Here is a 16,432-nt window from a genome sequence, read left to right on the forward strand (position 1 = left end):
ATGAAAGACCGCATCTACGGCTGGTTCGACGGTCGGTTCGACCTCGACGACGCCAGCGGGTTCCTCGGCAAGGCGTTCCCGGCGGAGGACTCGTTCCTCCTCGGCGAGGTGGCCCTGTTCACGTTCTTCGTACTGGTCATCACGGGCGTGTTTCTGGGGTTCTTCTTCGAACCCAGCACCACCGAGATCACGTACGAGGGGAGTGTCGCTCAGTACCAAGGCGAGGAGTTACCCGCGGCGTTCGCGAGCGTTCTCAACATCACGTACGACATCCCCTACGGGATGTTCCTCCGGCGGATGCACCACTGGGCCGCGCACTTCTTCGTCGCCTCGATCGGCCTCCACCTGCTCCGGGTGTTCTTCACTGGCGCCTACCGCAACCCGCGCGAGCCCAACTGGGTGGTGGGCGGACTGCTCGCCGTCCTCGCCATCTTCGCGGCGTACACCGGCTACTCCCTCCCGTTCGACGAGTTCGCCAGTACCGCGACCGGTATCGGGTACAGCATCGCCACCTCCGTACCGGTGGTCGGGGACGTCCTCGCGAAGATCGTCTTCGGGGGTCAGTATCCGTCGAGCGCGACCGTCCCCCGGTTCTACTTCCTCCACGTGTTCCTCATCCCGGTCGCCATCATGGCGCTGATCGGCGTCCACATGACGATCCTGATCAGGCAGAAACACACGGAAGGACCGCGGAGCGGCGCCGTGTCGGGCGGCCCACCCGTCGACCGCGACGACGACACGTACGTCGTCGGACTGCCGGCGTTCCCGAACCAAGCGGCGGTGAGCGTCGTCGTGTTCTTCCTCACACTGGCGTTCATCTCGCTGCTCGCGGGTTTCCTGCCAGTCCACAACGTCGCGGAGTACGGTCCGAACGACCCAGCGTCGACGCCCGCGCTGATCATGCCCGACTGGTTCCTCATGTGGGTGTTCGGGTTCCTGAAACTGATGCCGTCGTGGACGAGTTTCACCGTTCCCTTCACCGACATCCACGTCTCGACGGAGTTCCTCAGCGGCGTCGCCCTGCCCGGGCTCGTGTTCGGCCTCCTGTTCCTGTGGCCGTTCATCGACTACCGGGAAGAGCCGACTCACTTCACGGTCGATCCGCTGCGCCGCCCCTGGCAGACGGCCGTCGGTGTCGCGGCGGTGACGTTCGTCATGATCGCCTCCATCGCGGGGATGAACAACATCCTCGCGGACATCATCGCGGTATCGACCGACACCATCAACACGATACTTCTGGTGGGAACGCTGGTCTATCCGGTCGCCGCCGGCGCGATAACGTACTACGTCCTCCGAGAGAGCGACACCGAGACCGCGGACCCGGGAACGTCCGCTACCGACGGCGGTACTGGGACGACGGAGACGGCTGGGTCGGAGGAAGAGGTGGATAGCGTGTCGAACGATCTGTCGCCGCGAGGGGGACGCCCCGATGAGTGAACGCAGCACGGCGGGTACCAGTCGGACCTACCGAGTCCTCGATGTGACGACGAAGCTCGGCGGCCTCGCACTCGTTGCTGCGGGACTGGAGGCCGGCGGTGCGACGACGACGGGGCTGGTGCTCGGCGTCTGTGGAACGGCGCTCGGACTAGCGACCGTGTTCATCAACGGACCAAACGATACCTAATGAGTGATCATCAATCGAACGGAGAGACGAACGACTCGGGCGAATCGAACAGCCGCCTCGGTCGGCGTGGCTTCCTCAAGGGAGTCGGCCTGTCGGCCGCGCTCGGCCTCTCAGGCACCGGCGTCGCCGATTCGCTGACGCAGATGACCGGCATCGAACGAGTCAGCGGGAGCGACTACATCGGTGACTACCCCTACCGCGACTGGGAGGACTTCTACCGGGAGAAGTGGGACTGGGACTCGGTCGCCCGGAGCACTCACGGCGTCAACTGTACGGGGAGTTGCTCGTGGAACGTCTACGTCAAGAATGGCCAAGTCTGGCGGGAGGAGCAGGCCGCGGACTACCCCGAGATCAACGACGACCTCCCGTCGTCGAACCCACGCGGGTGTCAGAAGGGGGCGTGTTACACCGACTACATCAACGCCGAACAGCGGATCAAACACCCGCTCAAACGAGTCGGACAACGCGGCGAGGGGAAGTGGAAACGGATCTCGTGGGACGAGGCCCTCACCGAGATCGCCGAGAAGGTCATCGAAGAGGTCCAGGAGGGGAACTACGACGCCATCTCCGGGTTCACTCCGATCCCGGCCATGAGTCCGGTGTCGTTCGCCTCTGGGTCACGACTCATCAGCCTTCTCGGCGGGGTGAGTCACAGTTTCTACGACTGGTACTCCGACCTCCCGCCCGGCGAACCCATCACGTGGGGGACCCAGACCGACAACGCCGAGAGCGCCGACTGGTACGACGCCGACTACATCATCGCGTGGGGGTCGAACGTCAACGTCACCCGGATCCCGGACGCCAAGTTCTTCCTCGAAGCTGCCTACAAAGGGACGAAGCGGGTCGGGATCTTCACCGACTACTCCCAGACGGCGATCCACTGTGACGATTGGCTCTCGCCGCAGGCGGGCACCGACGCCGCGCTCGCGCTCGGGATGGCCCGGACCATCGTGGACGAGGAGCTCTACGACGAGGCACACCTCAAAGAGCAGTCCGACATGCCGCTGCTCGTCCGGGAGGACGACGGGAAGTTCCTCCGCGTCGCCGACGTCGCCGGTCTCTCGACGGACGGTGACGCTGAGAAGGTGTTCGTGATGGTTGACCAGCAGGGCACCCTCCGGACCGCACCGGGGTCGCTGGGTAGCAGGGATGGCAAACACGACGAGAACGCGAGCATCGCCCTCGATTTCGACCCGCGACTCGACGTGGACCGAACGGTCCCACTTCGCGGTGACGACACCGTTGAGGTTCGGAGCGTCTGGGCGCACGTCACCGACGAACTGTCGAACTACACGCCGGAGCGGGTCAACGAACTCACGCAGGTCGGCGAGGAGACACACCAGGAGATCGCCCGCGAGTTCGCCAACGCGGACAGGGGGAAGATCATCCACGGGAAGGGAGTCAACGACTGGTACCACAACGACCTCGGGAACAGGGCGATCCAACTGCTCGTGACCCTCACCGGCCACATCGGCCGGCAGGGGACGGGGTTCGACCACTACGTCGGACAGGAGAAGATCTGGACATACCACGGGTGGCGGGAACTCTCGTTCCCGACCAAAAACGTTCGATCGGTGCCGACGACGCTGTGGACCTACTACCATGGCGATATCCTCGGCAACATCGAACCCGAGACCCGTAGGCGGATTCAGGAGTCGATCGACAGGGACTGGATGCCGGTGTACCCCGAAGAACGGGAGGACGGGTACCGTCCCGACCCGAGCGTCTTCTTCTGCTGGCGCGGCAACTACTTCAACCAGTCGAAGGGCGGCATCGCCATCGAGAACGTCCTCTGGCCGAAGCTCGACCTGATCGTCGACATCAACTTCCGGATGGACTCAACGGCGCTGTACAGCGACATCGTGCTTCCGGCGGCGAGCCACTACGAGAAGCACGACCTGAACATGACGGACATGCACTCGTACGTCCACCCGTTCACACCCGCCATCGAGCCGCTCGGGGAGTCGAAGACCGACTGGGAGATATTCCGGCTGCTCGCGGAGAAGGTGCAGGAGATAGCCACGGAACGCGATCTGGATCCGATTTCGGATCGTAAGTTCGACCGCAATATCGACCTCGCGTCGATCCACGACGACTACGTCCGGAACTGGCTCGACGACGAACCGGACGCCTTGGTAGAGGACAAGGCGGCCGCGGAGTTCATCCTCGACCACTCCGAGGAGTCCAACCCCGAGGAGGGCGACGGCCGCATTACGTTCGACGACACGGTCGAACAGCCGCGCCGGTTCGAGGCCGCCGGCGACCACTGGACGTCCCCGCTTGAAGACGGCGAACCGTACACCCCGTGGAAGCGATACGTCCAACAGAAGAACCCGTGGCCGACGTTCACGGGGCGACAGCAGTACTACATCGACCACGACTGGTTCCTCGACCTCGGCGAGGAGGTACCGACCTACAAGGACCCGGAAGTCCTTCAGACCGAACAGGAGTACCCGCTCCGGTACAACACCCCGCACGGTCGGTGGTCGATCCACTCGACGTGGCGGGACAACACCCACATGCTCCGCCTCCAGCGGGGCAGGCCCGTCGTCTACCTGCATCCCGACGACGCCGAGGAGCGGGGCATCGAAGACGGGGATACGGTTCGAGTGTACAACGACCTCGACGACATCGAGGTCGGGGTGAAGATATACCCCAGCGCCCAGCCCGGCGTGGCGAAACTCTACTTCGCGTGGGAACGGTTCCAGTTCCCGAGTCGGAGCAACTTCAACACGCTCGTCGGGATGTACATGAAGCCGACGCAGTTGGTACAGTATCCGGCTGACAGCGGCGAACACCTTGAGTTCATCCCGAACTACTGGGGGCCGACAGGCGTCAACAGCGACGTCCGCGTCGACGTCGAACTGGTCGAGGACGCGTCCGGCGACGAAGGGACCGACACCACGACCCCAGCGGGGACGGAGACCGTCGTCCCCGAGACGCCCGCGTCGGACCAGACCGTCGCCAGTACCGAGACGACGAACACCACGAGCGAGGACGCGACCGACTTCGACGGCGTTCGGAGCGACGCGACCAACGGGGACGATTCCTAATGAGTTCACAGAACCAACAGAACGAGACGGCCACGACGGAGACCGGGCAACAGATCGACGTCGCGGAGGGTATCGACCACCAAGTGGCGATGGTGATGGACCTCAACAAGTGCGTGGGATGTCAGACGTGTACCATCGCCTGCAAGAAACTCTGGACGGACTCGGGCGGCCGCGAGTACATGTACTGGAACAACGTCGAGACCCAACCGGGGGCGGGCTATCCTCGCGGCTGGGAGGACGACGGCGGTGGCTACGCGTCGGCCGAACAGGCTGAGGACGATAGTCACCTCGAATACCAGGAGGGGGACGGTACGCTCCCGTCGCAGGAGGACTACGGCCGAGCGTGGGAGTTCAATCACACCGAAGTGATGTACGACGGAAGTGACGCACCTCTCCGCCCCGAAGGGGAGGACCCCGAGTGGGGACCGAACTGGGACGAGGATCGGGGCGGCGGCGAGTACCCCAACTCGTACTACTTCTACCTCCCGCGGATCTGTAACCACTGCACGCATCCGTCGTGTGCCGAGGCGTGTCCGCGGAAGGCGATCTACAAGCGCGAGGAAGACGGTATCGTCCTCGTCGACCAGGAGCGGTGTCGGGGGTACCGCTACTGCGTCGAGGGGTGTCCGTACAACAAAGTCTACTACAACGTGATGCGTAAGCGCTCGGAGAAGTGCATCTTTTGTTATCCTCGCATCGAGGGCGAGAACAGCGACGAGGGTAATTTCAACCTCAACGACGGCGACGCCGTCCCGCCCGCCTGCGCGACCGAGTGTCCGCCGCAACTCCGGATGGTCGGCTTCCTCGACGACGAGCAGGGACCGATACACAAACTGGTCAACGAGTACGGGGTGGCGCTCCGACTCCACCCCGACTACCACACCCAGCCGAACGTCTACTACATTCCGCCGTTCGCTCCGCCTCAACACTCCGAGGACGGCGAGAGTATCGACGTCGAGCGGATCCCTCGCCCCCTGCTCGAAGAACTGTTCGGTGAGCAGGTTCACGAGGCGCTCGATACCATCGAGCGCCACCGCGATCGAGTCCGTCGGGGCGACGACAGCGAACTCATGGACATCCTCACGACCAACAATCCGGCCCAGCAGTACCGACTGGAGGCGTTCGACTAATGCGGCCACGACGACTCGAACCGGAGCTCCCAGATCGCGGGTTCACGACCGCTCGAACGGGGAGTCGTGAGCGACGCGAGGGAGATATTCCGGTCCCACCGCGCTCTGTTTCCGGGGTGTTCGAGGGGTGACCGACGAGTTCTCCGCGACGGCGCGGAAACTCCTCGTCGCCGGTGCGATCGTCCTCGCTGCGGCGGCCGGCCCAGCGCTCGTCGCCGGTCGCCCCGCGGACCAGATCCCGGTAATGGCGGCCACGCAGTCGCAGGCAGAGACGATCTCGAACCCGACGGCTCCGGCGTGGAACGACGCCTCGACTGCTACCCTCCCGTTGTCGAGTGCGCCGAGTCAGGCTCCGAACGCCAACGAAACCTCGATCGATCGAGTGAACGTCAAGGCAGCGTACACTCAACAGCGTCTCTACGTTCGACTGTCGTGGGACGACGGTACCGAAGACGGGAACGTCACTCCCTCACAGTACGACGCGCCGCGGCTGAACTCCTACGGTGACGCCGTCGCCATTCAGTTCCCCGCTAACGTCAGCCAACAGCCCGGGATCGCTATGGGGAGCCCCGAGTCGAACGTGAACGTCTGGTGGTGGAACGGCGACATGGGTCGGCAGGAACTGTTGGCCGCGGGGCCGGGATCTGCGACGGAGTTCGAGCGAACGTCCATCTCGACCAACGCGACGTACCGGGACGGCCGGTGGCACGTCGTGTTCTCCCGCCAGCTAACCGTCGACGACCCGAATCGAGTCTCCCTCGCAGTCGAGCAGGACGTCCCCGTCTCCTTCGCGGTCTGGAACGGGTCGAACGCCGAGCGCGCGGGGAGGAAGTCCGTCAGTGAGTGGTACTCGATCCCGTTCGGTCCGGAGCCGCCGGGGCCGCCGTATCAGACCGTCCTCTGGGCGATCGCCGGACTGGCGATCGCCGTCGTGGTCGTCGTCACCGGCACGGCGATCCAGCGAGGTGACTCGTGATGTCGTCCGATAACCCCGACACTGGCGCCGCCGAGGGGACCGCTCACGACCGTGACGGCCCGCCGCTCGACGTGGGCGACGTCGACCCGGATCCGGCGGCTCGCGGGACCGTCTACGCCGTCCTCGCGAGCGCCTTCGACCACCCCGACGAGGAACTCTACGACGTGTTGGACGACGGGTCGCTCCGGAGTCAGCTCTCGACGCTGTTCGACCGGACGCCGCTCGACGTGGCGACGACAGGGGTCGATACCGACGACGACTACGACACCCTCTGTGCGCGGTACAACGACCTCTTTGTGATCGGGTACTCGGAGTACGAGGACCGGACCGACGGCACCCTCTCGACCGACGAACCGCCCGTCCCGCTGTACGAGTCGGCCTACCGGCCCGACGCGTCGTGGACCGACGTGAACCTTGACCTCGCCCGGGCGTACGACTACTACGGAATGCGACCTGCCTCGTCCGACCGAGAACACCATGATTACCTCGGGCTCCAACTCGAGTTCGCGGGCTACCTCGCTCGGCGGGAAGCTATCGACGACGGTCCCGACGCCAGGCGAGCCAGACTCGACCTCCTCGACCGTCACCTCCGGATCCTCGTCGAAGGTGTCGTCGAACGCATCGAGACCGAACCGAACACCGGCGCCTACAGCGGGTTCGCTGAGTTCCTCGACGAGTTCACCGCCGCGGACCGACGCGACCTCGCCGACCGACTGGAGGGGAACTAGCGTGAGTTATCCTACCGATGCGGTCCGCGAACGCGCTGCGACGGTGCGAGAGCGCGTGCGCTCGGTCGTCGGTACGGCGAGTGAGAACGTGTCCGGGAGCTCGACGGCGTCCGTCCGCCTCGCGGCCGGCCTCGTGGCCGTCCTTGGCCTCGGGGTGTTGACAGCCACCCGGATCCTCCTGAACGCTCCGATACCCTTGCCCGGCGTCGTATCCGGCGTCTGGTTCGACACGGCGACGACTGCGGCGACCGTCGCTCCGGCGATCGGGGGACTCCTCCTCGGGCTGACTGCACGCGACAACTGGACACGGATCGGGCTCTCGCTGGCCGGCGCGTTCGGGCTCGTCTCCGCAGTGACTGATACTGTCGCCGTGACGGCCGTCGGCGCGCTCCTCCTCGGCGGCTGGCTGACGCTGGTCGGGACGGCGACGACGGAGCGGTCGTCGTCCCGCCCGCGTGCCCGAATCGGTATCGTCTTGACTCTACTCCTCGCGGGGCTGACCCTCTCGCTGCTCGGAGCCGTCGGCGTCCGCTCGGCGACCGTTCGACCCGTCGGAACGACAGTCACGCTCGTCGGGATGGCGACGACGCCGTTCGCGTTCCGGCCGCGGACGAACTCGTTCGTCGTCGGTGGTATCGCCGCGGCCGTGACCGCTCATCTCGCCGGGGCGGCCCCGTTCGTCTCCGGGGCGGTGATTCTGGTCGCCGGAAGCGTCGTTGGCGCGTCGACCCTCCTCTTGGCGGCGGCAGTCGGTGGACTAGCGACGACGGTCTCGACGGGGGTGGTGAATCGGCAGGTCGCCCCGACGGCGATGGGGCTACTACTCCTCTCGGTCGGTGTCCCATCCTCTATCCCCCGAGCACTGGGGACAGTCCTCGCGGTGGCATTCGTCGCGGCTACCCTCAACGATACGGTTGGTGATACGACATGAGTCATGAACACGAACACGGACACGATCACGGAGGAAGCGAGAACGACCGCGCACACGACCACGACTGCGGATGCGGGAGCGAGTGTGGTTGTGAGAGCGACCCGTACTCGGACGATCCCGAGTACGAGGAGGTCGAAGAGGAACCAGACCCGCAACTCGACCCGACGAAGAGCCCGGGATTCGGCCACTCCCTCGACAGCCTCGCCGACATCGAGGTGAGTCGGGACGTGACGATCGGCGAGATGGACCCCGACGAGTTGACCGCGAGCGATACTGACCCGGTCGCAGATGCCTCGGCTCGGGAACTCCTCGCCGACCTCGAGGACGGCTCTAAGACGGAACGGCGGCGTGCCACGTTGGCGCTCTCGGAGACGGACGGGTCGGAACCGGTCGTCGCCGCGCTGTCGACGGTCGCGCTCGGCGACGACGACCCCGACGTCCGCCAGTTCGCCGTCGAATCGCTCGCCAAACTCCGGGCCGACGACGCCGGGGACGTGGCGCTCGCCGTCTCACAGGACGACGACGACCCCTGGGTCCGGGCCGAAGCGCTGGTCGCTCTCGACCGTATCGACCGGGAACGCTACGCCGATAGATTGGACACCGCATTGGACGACGACCACCACGCCAGTCGTCGGAACGCCCTGATCTCGCTATTCAAGCTTCGAGGGGAGGACGTACTGGATGACGCCATCGATCTGGCGACCGACCCAAGCGAGCGAGTTCGAGAGTGGGCCGCCCACATCCTCGCGGGGATCGACGACGACCGCGCCCGCCGCACGCTGGAGGGACTCGCGACCTCCGATGACAGCGACATCGTCGCGTTGACCGCAAGACACGCACGGTCGGTCGATTCCGCCCGTTTCCGACGACGCTTCACCGGCGCGATGGCGGAGGGGGACACCCTCCTTCCGGGCGAGGACCTGCTGAATCGACAGCCCAACCTCTGACCGATGACTCAGTACGACCAACAACTTCAGGAAGACGTGGAATCGACCCTGCGGTCGGTCGAGGACTCCCGGACCGGCATGGACGTGTTCGAGGCCGGTCTGGTCGAGAACATCGACATCGACGACGCCACGGTTACCGTCGAGGCCGACCTCAACCAGTTCGACCCGCGGACGAGCAACGAGGTCATGGAGACGATGCTGACCGCGATCCGCGACGTGTCGGGTGTCGAGAGCGCCCACGTCGAACCCGCTAGTGTGGACACCGACGACCGAGTATCGATCGCCGAAATCGACACCGTGATCGCCGTCGCGTCGACGAAAGGTGGCGTCGGCAAGTCTACGGTCGCGACCCAATTGGCCTGCGCGCTCGCTGCCGACCGCGACGTGGGGTTGTTCGACGCCGACATCTTCGGTCCCAACGTGCCCTCGCTTCTCGACGTCGAAGGACCGATCATGGCCGACGACGACGACAATCCCATCCCGGTCACCATCGACGGGATGGAGGTGATGAGCGTCGGATTGATGACCGAGGGCGGCCCGCTGGCGTGGCGTGGTGCGATGGCTCACGACGCGCTCTCCGACCTGTTCGCTGACACGGCGTGGGACGCTCCCGACACGCTCGTCATCGACCTCCCGCCGGGAACGAGCGACGTCCTGTTGACGACGCTTCAGGAGGTCCCCGTCGACGGCGTGGTCTTCGTCACAACGCCGTTCCACACCAGCGTTGAGGACACGCGCCGGAGCCGTCGGCTGTTCGAGGAGAACGGTGTGCCGGTCCTCGGTTGTGTGGTCAACATGGATCATTTCGTCTGTGAGGACTGTGGCAGGGACCACGAGATGTTCTCCGAGCAGATGCCGACAGAACGACTCGACATGCCCGTGTTAGACTGCCTGCCGTTCTCCCCCGATCTACAGACCCAACCGGAGCCCGGAGTCGTCCTTGACCCGTTCGAGACGCTGGTGGAAACCGTCGTAGACCGACTTCAAGACACAGATCGACTGGAGTTACCCGACGATCCGGTCGATATACGCGACCTCGAATCACAACAGCGGGTGAAACGCGTACGCGATGCGTTTGAGAGTCTCGACCCGGGTGAACCCTTCTACCTCCTGAGCGACCGTGATCCGACTCCCGTAGGTCAATTCTTGACCGACCTCATCGGAATAGATGGCGAGCCGACGGAGGTGTTTCCCGTATTCACCGTCGAGCGGCGAGGACTAGAGAAGTGGGCACTCAAGGCTGTTCGGCCGTGAATCCGAGCGTTACAAGATCCAGTCCTCCCCCTGTATCGGGTATCGTCCTCGCGGGCGGTCAGAGTCGACGCTTCGGCGACGAGAACAAGGCAATCGCAACCTTGGCCGGCTCTACCTTCCTCGAACGTGTCCTTGGGACCGTTCGCGACGCGACGGACAACCGGCCGATAGTTGCGCTCAACGACGAAAGCCAGCGTGCTATGCTCCTGTCTAACTCGAAGGCGAACATAGCCCCTCGCTTTGCGTTCGACGCGCCTTCGTTGGAGGGACCATTATCCGGTCTATACGGCGCGCTCTCGTTCATCGACACCGACTGGTTCTTCCTGACCGGATGCGACATGCCGCGGCTCTCTCCAAAGGCAGTCGCTTGGCTCGCAGGTCATCTCCGAACGGCCGATCCGCCATCGGAGGCAGTCGTCCCGGTCCACCCCGACGGAGAGCGCGAACCGTTACACGCGTTTTATCGGCGGGAGGCGGTGGCGGACGTTCGTGGTCAACTCCGGCCAGACGCGAGTCTCAGAACGCTGCTCGATTCGCTATCGGAAGCTACGACAGTTCCAATTTCGAGTGCACCCTCCAAGGTACCTCTCACGAGGTCGGTTGAGAACGTCAACACGAAGCAGGAGTATCGCGACCTCCGACGTACGAGCGAGCGATAGTCACCCCGTGAGGCAGAACGTGCGTCTCGTTATAGCCCGTATTGAGGGGTGATAGATTGGGCTAAGTTTCTCGGCAACTGTACGCTACTCCTCATCGCTCGACATACGTGTCGCCTGTCCGTCCTCCTCCGATCGCGTAGATCACGAAGGGGGTCGACTGTTCCCCTGGCATTCCCGGTGATCCTGATGGCATCCCCGGAAGCGCGATGCCGTCGATAGCCGGTCGATCGTTGAGAAGGGTTGCGACCACGTCAATGGGAACGTGTCCTTCGACGACGTATCCGTTGACGACGACTGTATGGCAACTCCGAAGATCCGCTGGAACACCGTATTTCTCCTTGATAGAATCGATATCAGGTGATACAGTGTTCGTGAAGTCACCATCCGTCTGTTGGCGGAAGTAAGAGGCGTACCGTTCACAGCAGCTACAGTCCGGTGCACTGTACTGGTGGGCAGTCCCGATGGCGACCATCTCCCCGGAATTCTGCCGGTCGTTTGTGGTTACATTCAGGCAACCGGCGAGACTCATCCCGCCCACCGCCCCCCCGAGGTGAAGTACATCTCGTCGTGTCTTCCCTGTCGGCATCACTACTCATTGTCTTGCTCGATATATGCTGATACCGATCATTCTTCTCATGCGAGAATCGTTCAGGCTTCCTTGAGTTAATTTCAATTATATTTCTGGTGCCAGCGGTACTCATTCATTTGTTTCGGTACATCTGTCGTCGATCACCCCCGGCCCGCACGAACCTCTCGTCCGCTATGGGTTAAAACGCCACGAGCACGAAATCGGGGGAAGAGGCCGACGATTAGCGATCGGATTCGATAGTAGCTGGAGCCTCGTCCTCAGTTCCGTGTAATGCGAGGAAGGCGGCGAATCCGATCGGGGAGAGTGCGGCACCGATGAGGCCCCCGCCGACGATCGCCGCCGACATCGGGACGTCAAGGACACCCGCCATTGGGTCGCCGACGACGACCGCACCCCGCATCACCTCGGCCGCGTGCGACGGACAGGTATACTTGCTGACGCCCGTCCCGTCGAACTGAAGCGCGTAGGTCGCGCCGGCCGTCTCGATCAGATCGGCCTTGAAGCTCCCATCGGCTGCTGCGAGGCTGTGTGCGTCCCCCTTTCCCGTCCACTCCCAGACGACCGTCGTCCCGGAATCGACACGAACCGCCGCCGGTTCGAACGCGAAGTTCCCGCCGTTCCCCGACGCCCCGACTGCGATCCGGACGAGTTTCTGTCCGGTTCTATCAACTGTTCCTTGGAAGTTCTCGACCCCGTCGAACCAGTCGCCGTAGTCCACCTCCGACAGCGTGCTGCCAGCGGTGCCGACGAGGACGGCACCCTTCATCCCCATCGCCTCATGGGGAACGCACGAGTACAGGCTCTCCCCGTCGCCGTCGAACGTGTGCTCGAACGTTTCGCCCGCGTCCGAGAGCAAGTCGCTCTCGTAGCCACCGTCCGTAGCGGCCACGTTGTGTACGCCCCCTCCCCCCGTCCACTTCCAGACGACCGTCGTCCCGGGGTCGACACGAACCGCCGCCGGTTCGAACGCGAAATCGCCGCCGTTACCCCGAGCGCCAACGTCGACCGTGACGGTCTCGTTCCCGCGTTCGTCGACGATCTCGTCGTAGTTCCCAACGTCTTCGAGCCACGTCTCAAACCCCGTTGAGTCGGACGCTGCGGTCGCCCGACGCGGAACTGCACCGAGAGCGGCCGTTCCGAGCATCGTTCCCGCGCCCGCCCGGAGAGCGGTTCGTCGGCTACAGGTCATGGCCGAATTTGTTGTACTCGTCGCCATGGTCGGAGATACTGGCCGGATCAGATTAAGTGCGAAACATGATTCTCATATCACGAGTATCATCTTCTCTTTATATCGATACCGAGGTCGAAGCTTGAACTACTGAGGGAAACAGATGACGTACACTACCACTCGACGCCGTGTATTGCAAGGAATGGCGGTCGGAAGCGCCGGGGCATTCGCCGGGTGCACCGTCGGATCCCCCACTAATGACGTACAGGTGACGGGACCGCTCGACGTCGGACTCGACGAGTCGACGCTCGCCGAAGCGAACCCCGTCGACGTCGATCGCGTTGCCGCCGACCCCCGAGACATTCCAGAGCCGATTACTCGGTCAGAGCCGGCCACCGTCCCGGTCGAACTCGAGACGCGAGAGGTCGTCGCCGAGCTCGAACCCGGCGTCACCTTCGCCTACATGACGTTCGACGGTCAGATTCCGGGACCGTTCGTCCGCACTCGCGTCGGCGATACGGTCGAACTCACGATCCGGAACCCCGAGACCAGTACGATGGCGCACAACGTCGACTTCCACGCGTGCCGCGGGCCGGGTGGCGGCGCGGAGGCGACGACCGTCAACCCCGGCGAGGAGAAGAACCTCCGGTTCAAGGTGACCTACCCCGGCGCATTCGTCTACCACTGTGCAGTCGCCAATGTCGACTACCACATCTCTAGTGGGATGTTCGGTATCATCCTCGTCGAACCCGAGGAGGGACTTCCGCCGGTCGACCACGAGTTCTACCTCGGCCAGATGGAGGTGTACACGAACGGTACCGCCGGCGACGAGGGCCACCACGAGTTCGACTTCGCGCGATTGGCCGCCGAGGATCCCACGTACGTCCTGATCAACGGCGAGAAGTACGCCATCGGCCCGCAGGGCTACGACGAGATGCGCGTGAAGACCGACGAGACGGTCCGCATCTACTACGCGGTCGGCGGACCGAATCTACTCAGTAGTTTCCACGCGATCGGGGGTGTCTGGGACGAGGTGTACCCGCAGGGGTCGTTCGCGTCCGCTCCACAGCGGTACGTCCAGACCACGCCCGTCCTCCCGGGGAGCGCGGCCGTGGTCACCGCGCAGTTCCCCGTCCCGGGCGACTACAAGCTGGTCGACCACGCGCTCTCGCGGGTCGCCCGGAAGGGTGCGCTCGCCGTCCTCCACGCCGAGGGGCCGGAGAACGACGACCTGTTCGCTCCGGAGGAGTGAGATGAGCGAACACGCCCTCACCGTCACTGACCGCGTCCACCACAACTCTTGGTCCGCGAACCTAGAACAGCCAGCTCACGGCGAGCGACTCTCTGCGATCGTCGTCGGCGCCCTCGAGGCAGTCGAACACACCGCTCCGGGGTATCACGTGAACCTCGTCACTCACGGTGCTCACGGTCGGCCGGATTCGTATCTTGGGCCGGTGCTTGACGAGGAGTTCGGCGAGACCGTCGACTGGTCGTATATCGAGCAGTGTGGGTGGGGCGGTCACGTCCTCCGCGTCACGGTCCACGAGTGGTGAACCACTTGTAGACGGGGACAGTTACCGTTTTACAGTTCTCGGAGTTCAGTTTCTGAATCACCGTTTCTCTTCGTATCAAAGATCTAATTCCTTGTTCAGTCCACGTTCGTTCTTGGGCATCGCTTTCATGATCTCGACGCTCCGGAGACCACATCAGAACCCGAGTGAGAAGGCGATCCGGGGTAGTATCGTCGACGAGTGCGAGGAGCTCCTCGACCCCGTCGGCGAGCCACACCTTCATCCCGTCGTGCTCATCGTGGGAGAGCCGATACACTAAGACACACTACCATTTTCAGTACTTCCTGGCGTCTGGTTTGCTCGCTTTCCGGTCAGAACGGGCCGCGTTTTCACTCGGCAGGTGGTGTGTGGGCGGGTGGATCGGGTGGAATCTGTCCCGCTTTCCCCCGAGTCGGACACCCCGAATAGCAGGTGGTCGGGTTATTCATTCGGGTCATCCTCACAATTCAACATCCCCCGCATCATATCGGCGTGCACCCGAACGACGCTCTCGGGGGTGGGGTGGCGGTCAAAGCTATAGAGGTTCATGAGCTGCCCCCCTTGACGATCCAGTAGGCGTCATCGTTCTCGTCGGCGCCGACGTAAACCTTGACTATCCCGCCCGGGACGTCGAGTATTTCGACGTCCTCCACTATCTGAGGCTCGCCTTCGGTCTCCATCTCCAGATCTTCCCACACCCGTTCGACGCCCTTCTCCGGCTCGGCATCACTCACGTCTTGCTCACTTCGCTCTCATCGATGACAGCCCGGACCACATCGCCGAGGTACCCAATCCCGGCCGTCGCCTCTGGCGCTGACGTGTGACCATGCACACGAACCGTTGGCGGACTCCCCGAGTACACCGCCGGTACGCACCGTCGCAAACGGGACGCCGTCGGCGTCGTCTTCCGCCCGCTCAAGGTCACAGTACCAGAATGTCACATTTAGTCGATCGACGGCGGCGGGACGTTCCAGACGGTTCCGTCTCCCGGCGTCCCGGCGGAGGTCGTCCTCGCGTGGACCGTCGCCGACGGCGGGGTGCTGGCGGGGACGAACCGCGGACGGATCGTCGGACGGGCGGACGACGGGATGTGGACCGACCGGGGAACGGTCCCGGCGGGGGTCCGGTCGCTGGCGGCCCTCTGACCGGCCGTCGATTCGGGGCGGACCGCCGGACTCGTGACAGGATCCCGATGGCCAGGCGGCGGGCACCACACGTTTATCCCTGACAGTCCGATCGGGACGTGGAGGGATTCCCGATGGACGAGACGGATACGGCGACGGTCGAACTCACCAAGAGCGAAGCCAGAGAAACGATCAATGCGTTGTCGGCGTACCGGCACAGCGCGTCGGGGTGCGACGACGACCTCGCGCTCAACATCCGCGAACTGCTCCAGCGGGAGTTCGGGTTCGAGGACCGTCACTTCGAGAACGACCAGGGTCTCGTCGAATCATTCGCGGAGGTCTTCGACACCAGTGACAGCCACGAGGTCCAGTTCTCCCGGATGGAGGCCAAGGAGGTGATCTCGGCGCTCTCCGAGTCCCAGGCGGACGCCGACCCGGCCGAGGCCGGGACCATCGAGAGCATCCGCGAGGAGTTCGAGCGGACGTTCGACCTGAACGGTCGAACCACGACGTGAGGGTGTGGGGCCAGTCCCGTTCCCACCGGGGCCGTTCGTCCCGTTCCCTGCCCGGCGGACGGCCGTCGAGAGCAGTATGGTGATCATCGGGGCGACCGAACAGGGGCTTCTGTCACGGTTAGTGGATCGCTCATCATGGATGTCGCTGCCGACGTCGATTACTCTGCACTACTCGCCGGACAGA

Annotated in this window: 17 protein-coding genes; 14 read left to right on the forward strand and 3 right to left on the reverse strand. The window is 64.0% G+C overall.

Annotated features, from left to right (window positions below; all coding sequences use genetic code 11):
* From AC6RUA_RS18355 to mobA, 10 genes are all read left to right on the forward strand, one after another.
* Nucleotides 1-1,437 (forward strand): cytochrome b, encoded by a 1,437-nt coding sequence (locus AC6RUA_RS18355; RefSeq protein WP_499815922.1) that lies wholly within the window; start codon nucleotides 1-3, stop codon nucleotides 1,435-1,437.
* Nucleotides 1,430-1,624: a DUF8120 family protein gene (locus tag AC6RUA_RS18360; RefSeq protein WP_499815923.1), complete on the forward strand. Its 195-nt coding sequence runs from the start codon at nucleotides 1,430-1,432 to the stop codon at nucleotides 1,622-1,624. Before AC6RUA_RS18355 ends, AC6RUA_RS18360 begins: the two co-directional genes overlap by 8 nt.
* A complete protein-coding gene (gene narG / locus AC6RUA_RS18365) occupies nucleotides 1,624-4,677 on the forward strand; it encodes a nitrate reductase subunit alpha (protein WP_499815924.1) in 3,054 nt (1,017 codons plus the stop codon). The genes AC6RUA_RS18360 and narG overlap by 1 nt, the downstream gene beginning before the upstream one ends.
* Complete coding sequence (narH, locus tag AC6RUA_RS18370) at nucleotides 4,677-5,807, forward strand: nitrate reductase subunit beta (protein WP_499815925.1); 1,131 nt, start codon at nucleotides 4,677-4,679, stop codon at nucleotides 5,805-5,807. The genes narG and narH overlap by 1 nt, the downstream gene beginning before the upstream one ends.
* A 127-nt stretch (nucleotides 5,808-5,934) precedes the next feature.
* Nucleotides 5,935-6,783, forward strand: a complete 849-nt coding sequence (locus AC6RUA_RS18375; RefSeq protein ID WP_499815926.1) for an ethylbenzene dehydrogenase-related protein — start codon at nucleotides 5,935-5,937, stop codon at nucleotides 6,781-6,783.
* On the forward strand, nucleotides 6,783-7,511 hold the full coding sequence (locus tag AC6RUA_RS18380) for a molecular chaperone TorD family protein (protein WP_499815927.1): 729 nt from the start codon (nucleotides 6,783-6,785) through the stop codon (nucleotides 7,509-7,511). The genes AC6RUA_RS18375 and AC6RUA_RS18380 overlap by 1 nt, the downstream gene beginning before the upstream one ends.
* Nucleotide 7,512: 1 nt before the next feature.
* Complete coding sequence (locus AC6RUA_RS18385) at nucleotides 7,513-8,442, forward strand: DUF8068 family protein (RefSeq protein WP_499815928.1); 930 nt, start codon at nucleotides 7,513-7,515, stop codon at nucleotides 8,440-8,442.
* Nucleotides 8,439-9,389: a HEAT repeat domain-containing protein gene (locus AC6RUA_RS18390; RefSeq protein ID WP_499815929.1), complete on the forward strand. Its 951-nt coding sequence runs from the start codon at nucleotides 8,439-8,441 to the stop codon at nucleotides 9,387-9,389. Before AC6RUA_RS18385 ends, AC6RUA_RS18390 begins: the two co-directional genes overlap by 4 nt.
* Before the next feature lie 3 nt (nucleotides 9,390-9,392).
* Complete coding sequence (locus AC6RUA_RS18395; protein ID WP_499815930.1) at nucleotides 9,393-10,643, forward strand: P-loop NTPase; 1,251 nt, start codon at nucleotides 9,393-9,395, stop codon at nucleotides 10,641-10,643.
* Nucleotides 10,616-11,302 (forward strand): molybdenum cofactor guanylyltransferase, encoded by a 687-nt coding sequence (mobA, locus tag AC6RUA_RS18400; RefSeq protein ID WP_499815931.1) that lies wholly within the window; start codon nucleotides 10,616-10,618, stop codon nucleotides 11,300-11,302. The genes AC6RUA_RS18395 and mobA overlap by 28 nt, the downstream gene beginning before the upstream one ends.
* Nucleotides 11,303-11,393: 91 nt before the next feature.
* On the opposite strand, the gene AC6RUA_RS18405 is transcribed toward mobA, so the two are convergent.
* Both AC6RUA_RS18405 and AC6RUA_RS18410 read right to left on the reverse strand, forming a co-directional pair.
* Entirely contained in the window at nucleotides 11,394-11,831 is a 438-nt protein-coding gene (locus tag AC6RUA_RS18405) for a DUF411 domain-containing protein (protein ID WP_499815932.1), read from the reverse strand.
* A gap of 280 nt (nucleotides 11,832-12,111) precedes the next feature.
* Entirely contained in the window at nucleotides 12,112-13,080 is a 969-nt protein-coding gene (locus AC6RUA_RS18410) for a halocyanin domain-containing protein (protein WP_499815933.1), read from the reverse strand.
* Between the two features lie 142 nt (nucleotides 13,081-13,222).
* Between AC6RUA_RS18410 and nirK the strand changes: the two genes are divergently transcribed.
* The 3 genes from nirK to AC6RUA_RS18425 all read left to right on the forward strand — a co-directional run bounded on the left by nirK (nucleotide 13,223) and on the right by AC6RUA_RS18425 (nucleotide 14,889).
* Nucleotides 13,223-14,311: a copper-containing nitrite reductase gene (gene nirK, locus AC6RUA_RS18415; protein WP_499815934.1), complete on the forward strand. Its 1,089-nt coding sequence runs from the start codon at nucleotides 13,223-13,225 to the stop codon at nucleotides 14,309-14,311.
* A gap of 1 nt (nucleotide 14,312) precedes the next feature.
* Nucleotides 14,313-14,612: a CGCGG family putative rSAM-modified RiPP protein gene (locus AC6RUA_RS18420; protein ID WP_499815935.1), complete on the forward strand. Its 300-nt coding sequence runs from the start codon at nucleotides 14,313-14,315 to the stop codon at nucleotides 14,610-14,612.
* A gap of 112 nt (nucleotides 14,613-14,724) precedes the next feature.
* Nucleotides 14,725-14,889, forward strand: a complete 165-nt coding sequence (locus AC6RUA_RS18425; protein ID WP_499815936.1) for a hypothetical protein — start codon at nucleotides 14,725-14,727, stop codon at nucleotides 14,887-14,889.
* A 265-nt stretch (nucleotides 14,890-15,154) separates the two neighbouring features.
* Here the strand turns inward: AC6RUA_RS18425 and AC6RUA_RS18430 are convergent, their stop codons facing one another.
* Nucleotides 15,155-15,343 (reverse strand): hypothetical protein, encoded by a 189-nt coding sequence (locus tag AC6RUA_RS18430; RefSeq protein ID WP_499815937.1) that lies wholly within the window; start codon nucleotides 15,341-15,343, stop codon nucleotides 15,155-15,157.
* A gap of 524 nt (nucleotides 15,344-15,867) precedes the next feature.
* Here AC6RUA_RS18430 and AC6RUA_RS18435 point away from each other — a divergent pair.
* Complete coding sequence (locus AC6RUA_RS18435) at nucleotides 15,868-16,248, forward strand: hypothetical protein (protein ID WP_499815938.1); 381 nt, start codon at nucleotides 15,868-15,870, stop codon at nucleotides 16,246-16,248.
* The last annotated feature ends 184 nt before the right edge of the window (nucleotides 16,249-16,432 follow it).

Source organism: Halorarum sp. SLYT50 (assembly GCF_059821265.1).